Here is a 16973-nt window from a genome sequence, read left to right as displayed (position 1 = left end):
ATATGAAACTAACACCGGAACAAAAGGAGGACTTATCTTGGGTTCTGCAGAAAACCTGTAGCTTAATTTTATCTGCAAGTGTTCACAGATGCCACAGATAATGAAAAGTGATCTAAGTAATTCTCCGTGAGCTCCGTGTTCTCTCTGGTTGAAGCCAGTATTATGTATATTTCACAAGCATTCCTACAGAGCCCGGTTCTAAATCCTTCCCAATCCGTTATCTGGAAATGAACTTGCGGATGGCTTCACTGCGAAACCATATCTGAAGCAGTTCATTATCTCTGAAAGAGTGCCTCGGCTGGTGTTATAGTTCCAGCTTTGATCAAAAACATCCTCATTAATCTGGTCGGTGATGAAAGGAGTGATAGCTAGTGCGAAGAAACGGTTCTCGTTGAGTTTTTGCTCCCTGCAGAGGGAAACAATGCCCGGGGACAGATCCGGGAACAGGAAATCAGAAATGACCAGCAGATCCGCTTTCTCATAATTCTCATCCTGCATCATTCTTACTCCCTCACACAGGGCTGGCACAACATCGGTGCTTCCGTGAAAACTCATCCTGAGGAAGTCTATCAGGTCACGAATCCCTTTCGGGGGAGTCAGGTCAAGGGTCTCTATTGAAGTACTGAAATTGATAAGATAGCATTTTCTCTTCTGTGAAGCTGCCCGGGACACTATGCTGAGGGTCAATGCCTTGGCAATGTATTCCGGGGCGCCTGACATGGAATTGCTCGTGTCGAGACAAATGATGATAGGCCCCATCTTCTCCTCATCGACAACGGTCACAGTATGCCGAACAATTTCTTCAATGATCCGGTTCCTGTAGCCCTGTCTGGAAAAACACATCAGTCGTCTTTCAACATACTTCAGGTCAAAAAGCAATGCGACATCATCATCACTTAACAGGGCCAATTCCTGCGGTATCACATTTTCCAGATCCGTACCAAGCTCAATACCAACAACCATCTCATTGGAGGTTCTATCCGGTTCTCTGATGCAGTACTGAACAGTTGAATCAATGATCTCTGTATGGTCAGATCGCTGTTCCTTTCGCAGCCTTCCCATCAGTTCACACAATTCACGGATGCCCCTGGCATTATTCAAATACTCGGCCCATTGCTTAAGAAAAGAGATGTCCTGCTCGGTTAATTCCTCGGCGCTCAGGTCCCACAGGATATCCTGCTCAATGTCCAGCTCATCAAATGCCTCTTTGATTTGCCGTATTGTCTCAAACCATTCCTTCAGGTCCTTTGCAAATCTTGAGCGAAGCTTTTGCATTTCCCTGAGCTGCCATTCAAGCAGCTGCTCCTCGTACTCTTTTCTCCAGGCTTCCTGTTCATTCCTGCGAATAGCGGTGAAAGCCTCTGTAGCATTATTGTCCTTCTTCCCGCCCATTCCCCCTTTCGCAGCAAGTATCTTTTTCTCCCAGAATGCAACATTTACAGAAGGGTGAAGTGACCTGTAATTGCTCAGGTCACTTAATACCGATCCTTCGCAACCGCCGTGTCTCTTAAGATCCCATGCTGCAAGATCCAGTCTGGACAGGTGTTCTTTCAGAGGATTCGCATTTTCCAGATAACTGCGGGCTGACATTTCCCAGCTGCTTAGCTTCCTGCTCAGTATAAGTTTGAACTTTTCATCTGCCAGCTCAGGGAACCTGTCTGCGTGAAGGATTCTGGCAAATTCTTCCGTTTCAGCAATTTCCTGATTCAGGGACTGCATGAGATTGCACCTTTTCCAGCAGATGTTCAGCATTCAACCTATGATTTTCCAGGTCTTTGAGAAAAGCCTCGAATGAATCAAGCAGCATTTCCCTCTTCTCTACAGGCACGAACGGTGTTTCATTCAACTTTCTCTGAGCATCGACATAGTGGACTGTGTTACTGGTGATTTCTTCAAGCGCCATCAGGGATCTCTTACACGCATCCTCGAAAGCATATCTGACTCCCGGGGATACATTCTTTTGGGCACCCCTTTTAAACTTTACAGGCAGGGTTGCTTCAAACCACTCAACATATGAATTACTTTTAATAGGATAGTCCCAGCCGCTTTTCAGCAATTTCTCCTGTATTTTAACCTCACATAGTCTAGTCCCATTGAAATTGCATTCCAGGCGTAATTGGAGATCTCCGTTTTCATCAACTGGCGTAAACGGGTCATAGGTCCCCATCTTCTCTACAGGCACATAAAAACGGACCTTTATCTTAACAGGACTATGACCATTAGGGTCTTTTTCTATCTCAGGTGACGTTATAGGAAAATATTGTTTCCCGGATATCTCTGTTGTGTCATAGACATCCTCCGGATAAAAAAATGTATCAAAGACATCATTTTCAATACCGGTGTGATCCAGTAACCAGCTGTTCAGTTTTTCGTGATTGGCACAGCCAAATTGTTTCACGGCTCTTACAACTATCCCATCGATCTGCTCTCTGTTCTCTTCAAGTGTCCACAGGCAATGCCGCAATATAAATGTATCAACAGGTATCACCTCTGTGCGGTCGCATAGGAGTGCGGAAGCCTTCAGTATGAATGCTATCCTTTGCCACCTGCGGTCAGAAACGTAAACTGCGGTTTCGGGATTATCCCTGTTGAACTCGTCAATTGACACCCTGATCGAATTTATGATGGCAAACACTTCCCTGGAAATGCCTACTTTGTATATCTCATCAGGGATTCTCTCCCATTCGGCATGAGAGAATTGCAGCCTGTCCGGAACTACTACATCGATTGGGACGGGACCTCCGTCAAGCAGCCTTTCAAAGTTCTCTCTTTCATGCATAGGATCTACCACTATCCGCATCACAAAACGATCATAGAGAGCTTCCAGTCCCTGGTTGGGCGGAGGTATCTCATTACTTGCAGCGATCAGTGCCTTTAGCGGGACTTTTTCAGCCTTGCCGTTATTACGGTAGATCCTTTCATTTATGATGGTCAATAGTGTGTTCAGGATGGCTGGGCTGCTTTTCCATATCTCATCAAGAAAAGCAAAGTCGGCAGCAGGCAGGTATCCATCCGTTTTGCGGACATAGTTATCCTTTTTAAGTTCCTGGATACTGACCGGTCCAAAAACATCTTCAGGAGTGCTGAAGTTCTGCATCAGGTATTCAAAATGACTAGTGTCTTTAAAAACCTTTGATAGACGACGTGCAATCAGACTTTTTGCCGTGCCCGGTAACCCATACAGGAAAACAGGCTGTCCTGCAATGGCTGAAAGAAGCGAAACTGCAACGATCTCTTCTCTCTCGTACAGTCCGTCAGAACAGATGTTGATCAGATCTGCAACTCTCTTTCTCATAGAAATATTTGACTGATGCTGATCCATGTGTAATTTCCACTCCTGCTATATCCACTGCCAATAAAGCACACGGCAGGGGAAGCCAGATGTAATGGCCGCCCGGCGGAGGGCACTTATCTGGGTAATAAATTTCTATAAGCACGGTATATTTACTTCTGTATAAGCAACTAACGGTTAAGATAAAAAGAATCATCCTGCAGTTTTCTCTTTTCCTTATAGGATGGTTGCTTTTTCCATTGAGATCAACCCTCTCTGTACGGAGTTTCCAGGGTACAAGGACTGTGTCTCTTGTTCCAGCCCTGTTCCAGGAACTGCTGACAAAGCCAACATCTGGATTTTACTGCTCCTGAATTTGAAGTGCTCATCATAGAGTGATTATGTTAAATTGAGTGTGATGAAGTGATTGTGATAATCTTATAAATGATGCCTGACCAGTCTGATTGAGGAGAATTTCATGCAAATTGTTTTGATAGGAGGATTTGCAGGTTCAGAAAAAAAGGATCTTGTTTTCTCAGTCGGGAATGAACTAATCGCAAGAAGTAAAAATGTATGTGCACTCGTTATCGAGAGTAGTGGAAATAATGAGAGAACAACCCTTAAAATTGACCCGGCTATCATAGTTAAAGAGATGAGGAACATTCCCTGTACTTTTGTAAACGATCTGGTGGCTGAACTCCCGGAAATAGGCAGGCAGTCCCCTTTTGACCATCTCTTGGTCGAGGTCCCATTCAGTCTGCCACCCGGCAACGTAAAGAAGGCCATTGTAAGTTCCGGGTTCAAAGATCTGTCCTTTGCACCCGTTATCTGTATGCTCGATGTGAATATGCCCCGGATTGATGGGACGATGATCCCGAAGATAGTTAAGACCCTTATACTGGAGTCAGAGATCATAGTCGCAGGTGCCTGTCCTGCTGATAAAAAACCAATAGCGGTATTGAGCAAAATATTTGAAGTGAACCCTGATGTAAAGGTATTTGAGCACTGTGCAGGCTCCGGAGTACATACAATTGGTGATTTTGTTGATATGATCATCAACCGGGACAATAAGACCCTGTAGATATATATCTCCAGGAAGAACAAGTAAATCCCGTTCCCCTGGATTGATCTATATCTCTAAAATGTTTGTTCCGATTAACATTATATGTGTTAACACCGTTAACCCCTTATTATAGAGGTGTGTGCCTTCTTTTACCACCCCCAACACCCCACTCCCAATGACACGCACCTCAACTAAAACTCCCTATACCCAAAGTATGTTCTGCTCTTCCATCGGCAGGCTCATAAATTCATCTTAAGGGCCCATTCATTATGATCCTTCCTGCGGGCGATCTATAACATTACACTTAACTTTCGCAGAGTGCTCGCTGGGTTTATAGCGATTGGATCAATAATAAGTGAGATCATGATCGATTACTTGTTCATTTTGCTGGGTCTTGTATTCCTGTACAAGGGAGCAAACTGGTTCGTTGAAGGAGCATCATCCCTGGCTAAACAGTTAGGAGTATCGCCTCTGGTTATCGGATTGACTGTGGTAGCTTTCGGGACTTCCATGCCCGAACTAATAGTTAACGTATTTGCTTCCATTCAGGGAAACAGTAATGTTGCATTTGGTAACATTGTGGGAAGTAATATAATCAATATCATGCTCATTCTTGGCCTGACAGGTTTGATAAGCCCCATGATCGTGAAAAGATCTGTAGTCTGGAAAGAGATACCTTTTGCCTTACTTGCTGTCCTTGTTCTGGCAACCATGTCAAACAAAATCCTGCTGGCCAACGACACAGTGAATCTGCTGACAAGAACAGACGGGATAGTGTTGCTGTTCTTCTTTTTGATCTTTGTCTATTACCTGTTCGAATCGATCAGAAGCAATAAAACTAATTCATCTGACAGTACTGGGAACTATTCCAGCACAAAGATCTCACTAATGCTTATCGGTGGACTGGCTGCGTTGATCATCGGAGGAAGGCTGACCGTAGATGGCGCAGTATCCGTTGCAAGACAAGTAGGGATAAGTGAGCTTCTGATATCCTCTACCATAGTTGCTATAGGGACATCTCTTCCCGAGCTGGTCACATCGGTTGCAGCCGCACTTAAAAAAGAGATGGATCTTTCTATGGGGAACATACTCGGTTCAAACATATTCAATATCTTTTTCATTATGGGAATCTCTGCAACGATCTCCCCGCTGGCAGTACCTGCTGTCATAAATACCGACCTGCTGGTCCTGACATTAGCTACAGTACTATGTTTTATCTTTATGTTCAGCGGAGAGAAGCACAAACTGGAACGATGGGAAGCATCTATCTTACTGGTGATCTATGCAGCCTATACATTGTTCATCATATACAGGGGTTGAACTGCAAATCTCGTGCATCCCTCTGATCTTTACAGCAGGAAACAATACGGAATCCGGTTTATCCTTTATCATCAGGTAAAGTATCATATCCGGGTCACCGGTATTGAGTCTTTGAGGTAGTACTGGAAAAGCTCTTTACCCCATTCAATTGCAGACGGGTTCGAACACAGGATATGCTGACTGTCCGTATCCCCATCACTCCTGAGCAGGTTCATGAGAAAATAGTAGTCATTATATGCAAATGTGAGCACATCTATTTTTTTTGGACACAGGTAGAGATTAAACAGCTCATTGTCAAGGAGTTTAGCAAAAGCAGGATCCGGTTTGTCCTGTAACCTGTCAAGGACCTCCTGCGAGAGCACTAAGTATATCTTAACTCCAAGCTCCATCAGTTCAGGATATAGTTTAGAGTACATCGGGTGGAAGAAGGTGCTGACCCTGCATACGGACCGGGATAATTTTGAGTGCTCATAGAACTGGGGATTGAACTCGTATATGTCTGTGATCGCCGGCTTTATCAGGTCGCATTTTCCCAGTTCATTTATCCTGTTAAGTAGATGAGATGGAATGAACTCTATATTATGGGATCCCCAGTAATCAGGATTGACATTGAACACTTCAAGGGTATCTAACAAGGGGTTCATTTCATCGACTATCAGTTTACCGATCTCTGTCAATTCATATGTATCTTTATTATGTGTCACAAGATGGTGGTCTTCCAGGATCCTGATCTGTGGAAGCAATGCCTGCCTGCTTGTGTCGAGCTGCTCCATGATGCTATCTATTTTCCTCGGCTCGTCCCTCAATAAAAGAAGCACACCTTTTCTTTTATGAGATGCAAATACTATGTCCAATAATGGCTTTTTTACTACCATTATGCCCCCGGTAACCTGTAGTAAAGTTTATGTAAACTGCTTATTTAAAAGAAATGGTGTTTTAGTATAATAACTTATTTTTTTAAAGTGGTGTGAATTGCCACCTCTGTCAATGAAAAATAGAGCCTCACAGTATTCTTGGTTCAGGGCGGAGCTATCCTGGAATCGAAGGTTCAGTTATCCGGCCGGATCAGTTCTGTCTGGCAATCCGGATCCTGGTCGGCGGTCAATGGCTGTCAATGCCGGGAGTTCAGAAAAGAGAACCAAGGATCACGAATACCATAAGGCTGGCGCTCAGGTTGGCAATTATCGCAGCCTCAAGACCCTTTTTCCAGTAAAGCCACCCGAAAACGCTTCCTGATATTATTCCCAGGGCAATGATAGCAATGGGAAGTATCGCATTGTAGTCTGTCACTGAAGTTAAGGACAAAAAGTAGCCAAAGCCATAAATGGTGCTGACCAGAAGTATGGAAAGCCAGAAACCTGTGGTTGTGGGAGATCCGTCAGGATTTTTCTTGATCTTCCATGAGATCCATACCAGAAGGGTCACAAGGAAGAACCGCAGAATTATCTCCTCCACTATACCTGCATAGAATGAGTACAATATCCTCTGTTCTATCGGGGGTGATGAGAGCAGTACGGTCAGGGGCTCGGTAAACATCGAGAAAACAAGTCGGTCGGTTGCAAAGATCAGGGTGCCCACCAGCAGGCCAAGAAGGATAGATAGTTTCAGGGAAGAGTTAAAACCTTCAGGTAAACCCCTTCCCTCAAATAGTGATTCAAGTAATGTTGCCTTCAGGCCTACCTTTTTCCCCAGGAAAATGCCTGTGAACAGGGACAATAGTAAAAACGCTGTCCCCTGAGCGATCTGAGTCGCCAGGACAGTAGGAAAGGAACCGCCAAATTCCTGGATAGCATCCCCTGACACAGATACTGCATATGGGAGGGCTGCAAGCATCGATAGCTCTGCAACCATGAACAAGGACCAGAAAACATTCCAGTCAACCATGCTTCTAACATTCATACATGTATCCCTTTTTGAGAACAGCTAATACCGGTCCTGTTTGCCTGTCTGTTTAATACAAGTCCACATTATATAAGTATTCTTTTATTCAGTTATCCGAATACTTCATCGAAGCCGGAATCTGTATTCTACTACTGTATTTGAGAATATATGGTAATTCTAGCCTAAAAAGATTAAAACATGACTATTTATGGTAATGTATATATGTTTTGACATCCTGCTAATAATATATACAGATATATGACAGATGGCTCAGGCTGTCAGACAGGAGGAACAATTTTGGAGCATGACAAAAGAATGCCAGCCAGGTACTGGATCTATGTTTGGGGATTACTCGCTGTTTTCTTTGCATTTTCCTACGTCGCATACATGACAGAGGGATCCGTTTCAGTCTTTCTGGTAAGCATGATGGTTGCAGCGCTCATTACACTCTGGCTTGCAGCAGTGCACTGGATATTCTTTTCAGACTCGCTTCTGTACAAGATAGTGGCTGTGATCCTGGGCGGAGTGTTCTTCGTTGTGGTGGTCATTTTGATACAATTGGTCTATGAGGGCCTGGTGCTTAAGAAAAAGACAGCAGGACATATACAAAAATGAGTTACTTCCTTATGCTGCGTTTATCTCCGGGCTTGCTGCAGTGTTAAAGCATTCAATGCTTATCTGCTGCCCAGGGATTAAAACTTACATCAATATTTTGGCAGTGATGTCCGTTTTGGTCTTGCTGTCCTTCTTCTTAATGGCACATGCTACATAAAACATCTCTTTCCCTGGCAACTGTTGAACTATATTCCAACATCGGGCTTTTTATCTAAGGAAAACCCTATAATTTAAAGTCTGGACACAAGCTACCAGACCTATTAAAAAACGGAGAATTAGAATGAGCAGCTTTTCAGTTAGTAATAACGGTATCGTTCTTATAGACAACAGTGGTGACGCAATATTTGTTCCGAGCAATTATCTTTCTATTTTCATTATGGAACTTGAAGGCATTGGCTCTGATAACACGCTCGGTACAATGTCGACATTCGGTTTTATCAATATGACTTTCACTGATTCGGGAGTTCACATTGGCGATGACAAGGAAGGTGTCTTCCTTTCAAAAAATGAAGCGGAGATTTTACTCTCGACATTGGGGAATTGAGCTCCTGTCGGAAATGAACCGTCGGGAACAGTTACCATATGTGCCGGGTGACTGCATCCCGATAACCTTAAACATTATACCTGTGATATAATCTTATACGTATTATCTATTTTTGTTCCCTTCCTGAAATTAGGGAGCCATTAAAACATTTCTTCATGAGAGAAAATCGTATCGCTCCTCTGATTAAGAAGAGTTTAGGTTATATAAATACAGGACTTACTAGGTAATGCGGGTCGTGGGGAAATGAACCGCAAGGGAGTGGAATGATAGAGATGTTGGGGAACATCTCGGATTCGTCAGGAAGGAGGCACCCTAAAGCGTGGTGGTTTCCGGGTGCCTCACTTTTCCTTGAATCAGATTGCTGTACAGAGAAACTCATATTTTTAAAGGGCTTCCTTATCTAATGATTGCCTGAACGGTTCCTTAAGGTTCTTGAAGCAACTGATAGTTCATCTTATTTCTATACCTGCACTGTCAGGCTCTCAAATCCGCCTTCAAAATCAGCTATATAGGGACACTCATTGTAATAGCATGACATTATTCGCTTTCTATAGTTTCCTAAGATTTATCTTTATTTCAGAACAAGTACCTGGATATAGCAAATCTCTTGCTGCATTTACTGGAACGAAGATCAGCATCCATTGAAAGGTTCTGCTTCATCGGCCTTTCAGGATGTCTAACCGGGCGCAAGCTGTCTGTTCATGTTGAAGTAAGCCCTTTAAGTGCTTATTAATCAGGGTATCCGGATATGGTGCATCCAGGCGACCTTCGGGGTGGCAAATGTCGGGGATAGGCGAAAAGCTTATTGAAAACGTCAAATGGATATTTCAAAAGAAGAGAGGAAATATCTGATGATAACAACTGATACTATCCTGGCTGCCGGTAATATTCTCATAGGAGCCGCTGTAATTATAGCACTTACAGTAAGTACTATAATTGTGGTCAGGTTAGCAATGAAGCGCTTTCTCTGGCAGAGGATGAGAGGACAAGGATGGAGCTTGACGACAGGTTTTTTCATCTTTTTGAGAGCTTCCGTACAATGCTTATTGTTTTCCGTGGCATAGAAGCAATAAGAGATTTCATGAGGTGCGTAGGTAGCAGCATACAGGCCGTTAACTATTTTTTTCTTTTATGCTGGACCATTGATGTCTATTTTTGCTGTCATTATACTTCTCGACTACTTCGATATCATAGGGGCCATATTGAACACTATGCTTGCTGCACTGGGGTCGGAAACATTATTGTGGGACTGGCCGCCCAAACCACCCTCATAAATATAATTCTCGGTGGAGCACTTCTAATAGACCGTCGATTTTGCATAGGGGGCCGCATTCGTGCCGAGCAACTTGATATGTGGGGAGGCGCTATTGAAATAGGCTGGCGGTCAACGCGCATCCTGATAGTGGACAATCATCTTGTAGCAATCCCTAATTCCATTAGCGGTACAGGTCCCGTCATAAATTACTCGATTCCTGAAAAGATCTTCCGCATAGGGACCGACATGGTAGTTTCCTATGGGCCGGATATTGATTATATAAAAGGTCTCATCAAGGACGCTCTTGGAAGCGAGACGTGGGTTATGCATGAAAGGCCAGTGCAGGTATTACTTCTCCAATTTACGGATCATGGGGTGAAACTCAATGTCAGGTGACGGATAGAGGACTATATGGAAACCCGTATCTCTGAGGACCGGCTCAACAGAGCCATCTGCGCCGCCTTCATCAGTAAAAAAGTTGCCATGCTTTCCTCGGAGCTGATCATTTATTTCGGTGATCCTGAAAAGAAAAAGTAGTCTCCGGAAGGAGTGAATAAATAAACCATGCTTTTATCTGGCCTAATCAGGTACTCATGCTGCTGTATTTTGCTCGTTCTTCCCACGATCGAGTTTCATACCGTTTCGAAGCCAATTAAAAAGTCATCATCATAATTATACTCATTTTTATTTCATAAGTAATATATAAATATAGGAAACTTACACACTACATCTGTTCACTTTCAAAAGTGACATGGCAAATAATCATAAAGTAAGGGAAATGTCCTTGCCAGATAACATTGCTGTTAAGCACGACACTTCTTGCACTATCAATGAACTGTCGATGATATGGCTATTAGGATCAAGAATGACAAATTGATATTAAGGTCTTCATTTCTCTTGCAGGTTATGAGTAACGATTTCAGCAAAATAAACAAAAAGGTGATGATATGAGAAATCTATTGGTACTTGCAATAGTATTTATGATGCTAGCACAGGTGATGGTGCCAGTCGCATTGGCTGCAGAGCTTGTCTCTGTCGAGGTAGTTTCCAACAGTCAGCATGCAGTAATTGAAGTCCAGCAGGGGGAGACCGTGAACTTTACGATAAATCTTACCGCAGAGGGATCTATTAGTGGAAGCTTCACTAGTTCTAATCCAAATAGGGCGGCCATCAATACCGTTTATTCTGTAACCGGTACCAGTGATTCTTCAAGTACTCCAAGTTCTTACTATGACTTTTACGCGAGCAGCACTTTAGTTGGAGGTTCTAACTATTTAGTGACATGGAACGGCGCGCCTGCTGCTTATGAAGTCCCAGCAACTGCTTCTGCATCCCTGACTGCAGAACCTGGCGATTATGTAATCCGGATTGCTGCTACATTTAATAATCCTAGCGGATCAGGAGGAAAACTGGGGGATACTACTGGGGACTATCTAACTATTCGGGTAATCGAGGCCACAAGTGTAACAAATTCAATACCCTCAGTTGCAGCAGACTGTAACTCAGTTATCGTTGATGAAGGACAAACCGCATTCAACACAGGAACATGGTCTGATCAAGACTCTGATGACAATGTCATATTAACTGCTTCTGTAGGCTCTGTTACTAAACTTGGGGACAACAATGATGGAACATGGTCTTGGTCATATGATACAACAGACGGACCGACCCAGGGTCAGGCAGTGACTATTACTGCAAATGATGGAAATGAGGGAGTTACAACAACTTCGTTCTCTCTCACTGTGAACAACGTTGCTCCAACGGCTACATTTGGGAACAACGGGCCGTTAAATGAAGGCTCTTCCTTCACGCTTTCTATGATAAACCCGTATGATCCTTCCAGCGTTGATACCACTGCTGGATTTGAGTATGCTTTTGATTGTGGGGCCGGATATGGAAATTTTAGTGCAGGTAACTCATTCACCTGTCCAACAGCAGATAATGGTATAGTGAATGTCAAGGGTAAAATAAGGGACAAAGACGGAGGAGTTTCTGAGTACAACGCAACTATAGCGATATACAATGTTGCTCCGGCAATCACATTGATCACAGGTCCGATAGGTCCGGTGGAAATGAATACTCCAGTCACGATGAATGCCACCTTCACCGATCCCGGTACTGACGATACTCATTCTGCGGTCTGGTCATGGGGAGATGGGACAGAAACATCAATGCTTCTTGGCACAGTGGCTTCTCCTGTTACAGGCAGCCACATTTATTCAGCCGCTGGCATCTACACGGTTACTCTCACAGTAACAGATGATGACAATGGTTCAGGCGTTGAGATCTATCAGTACGTAGTTGTTTACGACCCAAGTGCAGGATTTGTAACGGGTGGAGGATGGATAATGTCCCCAGCAGGTGCATATTCTGCAGATGAAAGCCTGGCAGGGAAAGCAAGTTTCGGCTTTGTTTCCAAGTACCAGAAAGGAGCTAAGGTTCCTACTGGGCAGACAGAGTTCCAGTTCAAAGCAGGTGATCTGAACTTCCAGAGCAGTTCCTATGAATGGCTGGTAATTTCCGGAAGTAAGGCTACCTACAAAGGTATTGGTACAATCAATGGCGCTGGAGATTATGGCTTCATGCTTACAGCCACCGATGGAGGCAACAAGGGCGTTGACACGTTCCGTATAAAGATATGGGATAGAAGTAATAACGATGCTGTAATCTATGATAATCAGGTAGGTTCATCCGACAAAAGCGATAGTGCCAATCCTACTACGATTGTTTCCGGAGGGAATATCGTTATCCATAGCAAGTAAGCAATAAGCCCTATTTTTACTTTCGATGCTGCCACTGGCAGCCATCTATCTTTTTTGCATCCCGTTGAAGAATTCTCTAATGACTTCGTTGAAATGTAATAACGGCAGTTTCTCAAATCTCAGTAATCGGCGTCGAGTCTTTCAAATAGTGCTCAAAGAGTTCCTTTGACCAGCCGATAGCCTTTTTATTATGACACCTGACAATGTAATGATCAACCTCGCCATCCTTTGTCAGTATATTGTATATGGTGGAAAAATCATTCATTGCAAAGAATACGGTCCTGACTGGTTTTGAATAGATGAAAAGATTAACTTTGTCCGATTCTACAAGCTTTTTGAAGCTGGCATACTGGTTCTTTCTAAGGTTCTCAAAAAGCTCCTTTGAGATAATGGTGGATACTGCTACTCCATTATCTGTCAATCCTTCATATACGCTTGAAAAGTTCGGGTGGAATACTGTAGTGAGCCCAAATACTGACTTTGACTTCTTCGACTCTTCTTCAAAACCCTGGGGCAGGTTATATATTTCCGAAATAGATGGATTTTTTATCTTACACTTTCCAAGTTCCTCTATCCTGCTTAAGAGATGAGGCGGGATGAATTCAAGAGAATGGGTTCCCCAGTAATCTATATCGACATCGAGGGTTTCAATCCTCTCTATCAGAGGGACCATTGCATCTACTAGGAGTTCACCTGTTTTTGTCAATGCATAGCTGTCATCCGAATGAGCCATAACCTGGTGATTCTCCAGTATCCTTATCTGCGGAAGCAAAGCTTGCCGTGTTGTTTGCATGGATCTGAGGATTGCTTCCATCTCCACCGGGCCATCTTTAAGCAATAATAGTATCTCTTTCCTTTTCTTGGAAGCAAACATAACATCCAGCAATGGCTTCTTCATAAGTCCCTTTTCCCGGATAGTTCTCTCATGTTCAATATGGGAATGCTGCTATTTATAAAGACCAGAAACTTAATACCAAGCATATTTCAGGTTAACTTATCCTTCTTTCGGTTATCGTTAAACCCGGCTGAAATTATAGCGGTTTTGAAATTAACTGTCCGGGCTGAATGTACTTTAATTCGTAATATTAAGAACGGTTCATGTTATATTGAAAAAACACTTCTTACACCCTGCGGGCAGGGAGTGTCCGTGAGTGTGGGAATGGGATTCTGATATATCCCGTACATCTCAGGAAAAGGCGTTTCATGAACAGTTGTTCCATGCGTCTTATCTTGCTTCTGGGAGCAGGACAGTTTCATGTCCGGGATAGAGGCATAAACCACTGGTTCTAGATACAATAAGATATCTTGGGCCTTGAAGCCAGAAACGCGCTCAGAAACAGAAAGGATTTACATCCGTTTACACTGGTCTAGTAGTATCCGGACAGCTGTTGCGGGATAGGGAGGAAAATAATATGAGTTCGTTAAAGACCTGGACAGAAAAAACTGATTTTGATAGCGGTCCTGCCGCGTTTACGGAAGATGATGATGCTGACTATAGACCTATGCTCCAGGGAGTTATCAATACCCGATGCACGTATGATGGTGCCAAGATAGAAGGCAGCCTGGAATAATGAAGAGGTCGCAGGCCAAATAAGAGTGAAAAAGGAAAGATCATAATATGAAATATCTTGAGGAATCTCAAGGCTGTGAAGAGCTCATATCATGGACATTGCTTCTCGATCACAGCAATGCTCTCAGGGAGATCCTGCTGCACTTGAGTGGAGGGAAAATCTTTTCAGTCATTACTTTTACGAGTCTGCTTTGACAGGCAGGACTTCAAAGAACCTCTTCTTCACTTTTTGTTTAGGTTACGGATCAATATAATATGCAGGGTACATGTACATGATCTGTGCCCGTGAGGCTTTAAAAAATCACTTTTACACTGAATTATGGACATGGGATTTTTATATGCAGACATAACACCCTTATGATCATACATGGATGGTTTTTAGGATCCTGTTTTATTCCCGGATTCATCAGATATGACCTGATAGGAGAATGAAGGTGTCAGAATGAGTGAGGAACTTTATTATATGAACCAGCTCCAGGCTTTGGAGGACATCAAGAACACCTATTTCCGCCAGCTTGACGAGATCGAGAGAAAGCGGGCTGAGATCGCCATAATGAAAAAAGAGATCAGGTCAGATGAATCCCTTATTATGGAAGAGTATAGCAAGATACGGGATGCCAAGAAGCTGATCTCCATGCAGTACGAGGAGCTCCTGGTAAAGAATGAAGAGCTCCGCCTGTCCAAAAGAGAGTTCGAAAAAAGGAAAGAAGAGTTCACCCGAAAAGAGAAGGATCTGCAGTCACGGGTTGACAGATATGAGATAGACTATGCTTCTCTTGAACAGCGCAAGAATGAGCATTATCGCGTAATGAGAGCTCAGCTGGAAGAGGAACTCGCCATCGGGAAAAGAAGAAAGCAGCTTGAGAGGGCGCACAAAAGGCTTGATCGGAAAGAACAGGAGCTTGCCGTCAGGAAAACAGAACTTGCATCCAAGGACATCGATATTGATGTTGAGAATGAGAAGATCGAGCGTAAACGCCGTTATGTAGATCACCTGTATGAGAATCTCGAATCCCGTGAGCAGGAGATCGAGTCCCGCAGGTTCGAACTTATAAGGCTCAAGCAAAGGACCGAGGAAGAGATCGGCAAACATGTGACCATACACCGGCAGCATCTGGATATCCGTAAACTGGATGCGCGTACGGACCAGCAGTCAGGCTACATCAGAGCCCTGGAAGAAGAGGTTGTGGATCTCAACAGAAAGCTTGATGAGGCTATGACTGAACTGAAAGAGATGGCCATCTGCTCAAAGCTGCTTGAACGTAACCTGCATTTACAGCAGATGCCAGCCAAACCTCTTGCCTGATCGAGGCCTTCATCCAGACCGGCGGTTAATTACTTGTGTTCCGGGACCAATTACCTTTTGATTCAAGGTGATCTCATTGGTACGTGAACTTTCCACAAAGGACATTGAACTGCTCAAAAAGCTTGCTCCCGAATGTGCAGGCCTCGTATGCTCAGGTTCAAGAGCACCCTACAGGTCTATCCTGCCGCCTGTTTCCAACCATTATTCCCGGGACGAGGAGGACTTCCGGAGACGCATGTCGCTTCTGGACACGGGGGAACTTGCCTACCTTGTATCTCTTATCCGTAATGGGGAAGAAAGCCTGGGTTGTGTGCCTCCACAGTATATTGAGGTGTTCCTGGGAATAGTAGAAGAGAAAATGGGAACGCAGACTGCAGAGGAGCTTCTGATGGTCTATCTCTCGGGACGCGAGTGCCCGCCGGGTAATGTGATCGACCTGAAATAAGGCAGTAAGGAGCTTCACCCCTTAAGTTCCCGGTGCAGCTCGGCAAGTCCCCTGAGGGTGGTGTGTCCTCTCATTGTAAGGAAGTAATCCCCGCGTTCGCCCTTCTGGCCGATCAGCTTGCTGTCTGTAAGCTTCTGGAGGTGGAATAGCAGGTTGCCCCCGCGGAGCCCTGTTATTCTGGAGAGCTCTGTGAAGCTCTTTGTTCCCGTGCTGAGTGCCCTCATCATCAGAAGGCGCTGCCTGTTTGCCAGCGGCTCGCAAATGCTGCTGACGACTTCATCCGATATCTCGCTGCTATCCGGGACCGCTCTGTCAGCCTTGTTCTTTCCTGAACCGTTCAGTGAGCGTATGAGGTCCAGCTGTTTCAAGAACACTTCCGAAGCCTGTGAAGTGCACGAGTCGCAGTTCTCAGTATTGGCGAATTCCCTGAGCTTCTCGAACCTGTCCTCATACTGGGACAGGACCTCCTCGTCCACAGTCTTGTCCATAAGAAGCAGCGCGGTTTCCTGCAACAGGTTCTCGAACGCAGCCTTGCAGAACTCATTGCGGTCGCAGTCTGTGCACATTCTGCTGTTGAGGGCGCTTTTGCTATCCTGTATTATATAGCTGATCAGGGGTCTTGATATATCACTCCTCATTTCGGAACACATCATGTTCAGATGCTGGTCGTTAGTCTGCTCCAGCATCCGGGAGACAACCTGGCTCAGGGATGATATCTCAGCCCTGATACCTGCAAGTTCTTCGGAGTAGTTCTTTTCCTGTAGTTCCGTTTCGTTCCGGTTTTTTTGCATGCCCTCACCTGTGAGTTCTTTACCTACAGTTTTATGACATTCGGGTATATTAATATGTATCTGATATTAAGAACATGTTCATGCAGCTGTGAATCCCCTGCACTGAGGTCCCTTCTCATACAAATAGGTATATACAAAGGAAGTAATACG

The 16973-nt window shown here is 44.2% G+C and carries 17 protein-coding genes; 10 read left to right on the top strand and 7 right to left on the bottom strand.

What is annotated here, in order from left to right:
• Positions 1 to 198 precede the first annotated feature (198 nt).
• Complete coding sequence (locus tag PV02_RS09305; protein ID WP_256623133.1) at positions 199 to 1719, bottom strand: VWA domain-containing protein; 1521 nt, start codon at positions 1717 to 1719, stop codon at positions 199 to 201.
• On the bottom strand, positions 1691 to 3295 hold the full coding sequence (locus PV02_RS09300; RefSeq protein ID WP_256623132.1) for an AAA family ATPase: 1605 nt from the start codon (positions 3293 to 3295) through the stop codon (positions 1691 to 1693). The genes PV02_RS09305 and PV02_RS09300 overlap by 29 nt, the downstream gene beginning before the upstream one ends.
• 454 nt (positions 3296 to 3749) lie before the next feature.
• Here PV02_RS09300 and PV02_RS09295 point away from each other — a divergent pair, with 454 nt between their 5' ends.
• Together PV02_RS09295 and PV02_RS09290 are read left to right on the top strand one after the other, a co-directional pair.
• Positions 3750 to 4352 (top strand): GTP-binding protein, encoded by a 603-nt coding sequence (locus PV02_RS09295; protein WP_256623131.1) that lies wholly within the window; start codon positions 3750 to 3752, stop codon positions 4350 to 4352.
• A gap of 345 nt (positions 4353 to 4697) precedes the next feature.
• On the top strand, positions 4698 to 5654 hold the full coding sequence (locus PV02_RS09290) for a calcium/sodium antiporter (protein ID WP_256623130.1): 957 nt from the start codon (positions 4698 to 4700) through the stop codon (positions 5652 to 5654).
• Positions 5655 to 5737: 83 nt separating this feature from the next.
• Here PV02_RS09290 and PV02_RS09285 read toward each other — a convergent pair whose 3' ends face one another.
• Positions 5738 to 6529: a helix-turn-helix transcriptional regulator gene (locus PV02_RS09285; RefSeq protein ID WP_256623129.1), complete on the bottom strand. Its 792-nt coding sequence runs from the start codon at positions 6527 to 6529 to the stop codon at positions 5738 to 5740.
• Positions 6530 to 6779: 250 nt separating this feature from the next.
• Complete coding sequence (locus tag PV02_RS09280) at positions 6780 to 7553, bottom strand: CPBP family glutamic-type intramembrane protease (RefSeq protein WP_256623128.1); 774 nt, start codon at positions 7551 to 7553, stop codon at positions 6780 to 6782.
• Between the two features lie 279 nt (positions 7554 to 7832).
• Between PV02_RS09280 and PV02_RS09275 the strand changes: the two genes are divergently transcribed.
• Both PV02_RS09275 and PV02_RS09270 read left to right on the top strand, forming a co-directional pair.
• Positions 7833 to 8150, top strand: coding sequence for a hypothetical protein (locus PV02_RS09275; protein WP_256623127.1), 318 nt, complete (start codon positions 7833 to 7835; stop codon positions 8148 to 8150).
• Positions 8151 to 8430: 280 nt separating this feature from the next.
• Positions 8431 to 8694 (top strand): hypothetical protein, encoded by a 264-nt coding sequence (locus PV02_RS09270; RefSeq protein WP_256623126.1) that lies wholly within the window; start codon positions 8431 to 8433, stop codon positions 8692 to 8694.
• Positions 8695 to 9508: 814 nt separating this feature from the next.
• Here the strand turns inward: PV02_RS09270 and PV02_RS09265 are convergent.
• Positions 9509 to 9712: a hypothetical protein gene (locus tag PV02_RS09265; RefSeq protein ID WP_256623327.1), complete on the bottom strand. Its 204-nt coding sequence runs from the start codon at positions 9710 to 9712 to the stop codon at positions 9509 to 9511.
• On the opposite strand from PV02_RS09265, the gene PV02_RS09260 reads away from it, so the two are divergent.
• From PV02_RS09260 to PV02_RS09250, 3 genes are all read left to right on the top strand, one after another.
• Positions 9686 to 10345 (top strand): mechanosensitive ion channel domain-containing protein, encoded by a 660-nt coding sequence (locus tag PV02_RS09260; protein ID WP_342765637.1) that lies wholly within the window; start codon positions 9686 to 9688, stop codon positions 10343 to 10345. The two genes, PV02_RS09265 and PV02_RS09260, sit on opposite strands and share 27 nt — an antisense overlap.
• A gap of 15 nt (positions 10346 to 10360) precedes the next feature.
• Positions 10361 to 10486, top strand: a complete 126-nt coding sequence (locus PV02_RS09255) for a hypothetical protein (RefSeq protein ID WP_256623125.1) — start codon at positions 10361 to 10363, stop codon at positions 10484 to 10486.
• 410 nt (positions 10487 to 10896) lie between these two features.
• Positions 10897 to 12711, top strand: a complete 1815-nt coding sequence (locus tag PV02_RS09250; protein WP_256623124.1) for a PKD domain-containing protein — start codon at positions 10897 to 10899, stop codon at positions 12709 to 12711.
• 112 nt (positions 12712 to 12823) lie between these two features.
• Here the strand turns inward: PV02_RS09250 and PV02_RS09245 are convergent, their stop codons facing one another.
• Positions 12824 to 13609 (bottom strand): helix-turn-helix transcriptional regulator, encoded by a 786-nt coding sequence (locus tag PV02_RS09245; protein ID WP_256623123.1) that lies wholly within the window; start codon positions 13607 to 13609, stop codon positions 12824 to 12826.
• Positions 13610 to 14123: 514 nt separating this feature from the next.
• Between PV02_RS09245 and PV02_RS09240 the strand changes: the two genes are divergently transcribed.
• The 3 genes from PV02_RS09240 to PV02_RS09230 all read left to right on the top strand — a co-directional run bounded on the left by PV02_RS09240 (position 14124) and on the right by PV02_RS09230 (position 16032).
• The gene (locus PV02_RS09240; RefSeq protein WP_256623122.1) at positions 14124 to 14282 is read left to right on the top strand and encodes a hypothetical protein; all 159 of its coding nucleotides are present in this window, start codon (positions 14124 to 14126) and stop codon (positions 14280 to 14282) included.
• Between the two features lie 441 nt (positions 14283 to 14723).
• Positions 14724 to 15587 carry a coiled-coil domain-containing protein gene (locus PV02_RS09235; protein WP_256623121.1) on the top strand — a complete coding sequence of 288 codons (864 nt, stop codon included), beginning with the start codon at positions 14724 to 14726 and terminating at the stop codon, positions 15585 to 15587.
• A gap of 67 nt (positions 15588 to 15654) precedes the next feature.
• Positions 15655 to 16032 (top strand): hypothetical protein, encoded by a 378-nt coding sequence (locus tag PV02_RS09230; protein WP_256623120.1) that lies wholly within the window; start codon positions 15655 to 15657, stop codon positions 16030 to 16032.
• Between the two features lie 14 nt (positions 16033 to 16046).
• Here PV02_RS09230 and PV02_RS09225 read toward each other — a convergent pair whose 3' ends face one another.
• Positions 16047 to 16823, bottom strand: a complete 777-nt coding sequence (locus PV02_RS09225) for a winged helix-turn-helix domain-containing protein (RefSeq protein ID WP_256623119.1) — start codon at positions 16821 to 16823, stop codon at positions 16047 to 16049.
• Positions 16824 to 16973: the final 150 nt, after the last annotated feature.

It is taken from the genome of Methanolobus chelungpuianus, from assembly GCF_024500045.1.
Lineage (GTDB): Archaea > Halobacteriota > Methanosarcinia > Methanosarcinales > Methanosarcinaceae > Methanolobus > Methanolobus chelungpuianus.
This window is presented reverse-complemented; position numbering and strand designations above follow the sequence as displayed.

Coding starts and splice junctions, on each gene's coding strand:
- PV02_RS09305 (WP_256623133.1), bottom strand. CDS start 1,719: ATGCAGTCCCTGAATCAGGAAATTGCTGAAACGGAAGAATTTGCCAGA.
- PV02_RS09300 (WP_256623132.1), bottom strand. CDS start 3,295: ATGAGAAAGAGAGTTGCAGATCTGATCAACATCTGTTCTGACGGACTG.
- PV02_RS09295 (WP_256623131.1), top strand. CDS start 3,750: ATGCAAATTGTTTTGATAGGAGGATTTGCAGGTTCAGAAAAAAAGGAT.
- PV02_RS09290 (WP_256623130.1), top strand. CDS start 4,698: ATGATCGATTACTTGTTCATTTTGCTGGGTCTTGTATTCCTGTACAAG.
- PV02_RS09285 (WP_256623129.1), bottom strand. CDS start 6,529: ATGGTAGTAAAAAAGCCATTATTGGACATAGTATTTGCATCTCATAAA.
- PV02_RS09280 (WP_256623128.1), bottom strand. CDS start 7,553: ATGAATGTTAGAAGCATGGTTGACTGGAATGTTTTCTGGTCCTTGTTC.
- PV02_RS09270 (WP_256623126.1), top strand. CDS start 8,431: ATGAGCAGCTTTTCAGTTAGTAATAACGGTATCGTTCTTATAGACAAC.
- PV02_RS09260 (WP_342765637.1), top strand. CDS start 9,686: ATGGAGCTTGACGACAGGTTTTTTCATCTTTTTGAGAGCTTCCGTACA.
- PV02_RS09265 (WP_256623327.1), bottom strand. CDS start 9,712: ATGAAAAAACCTGTCGTCAAGCTCCATCCTTGTCCTCTCATCCTCTGC.
- PV02_RS09255 (WP_256623125.1), top strand. CDS start 10,361: ATGGAAACCCGTATCTCTGAGGACCGGCTCAACAGAGCCATCTGCGCC.
- PV02_RS09250 (WP_256623124.1), top strand. CDS start 10,897: ATGAGAAATCTATTGGTACTTGCAATAGTATTTATGATGCTAGCACAG.
- PV02_RS09245 (WP_256623123.1), bottom strand. CDS start 13,609: ATGAAGAAGCCATTGCTGGATGTTATGTTTGCTTCCAAGAAAAGGAAA.
- PV02_RS09240 (WP_256623122.1), top strand. CDS start 14,124: ATGAGTTCGTTAAAGACCTGGACAGAAAAAACTGATTTTGATAGCGGT.
- PV02_RS09235 (WP_256623121.1), top strand. CDS start 14,724: ATGAGTGAGGAACTTTATTATATGAACCAGCTCCAGGCTTTGGAGGAC.
- PV02_RS09225 (WP_256623119.1), bottom strand. CDS start 16,823: ATGCAAAAAAACCGGAACGAAACGGAACTACAGGAAAAGAACTACTCC.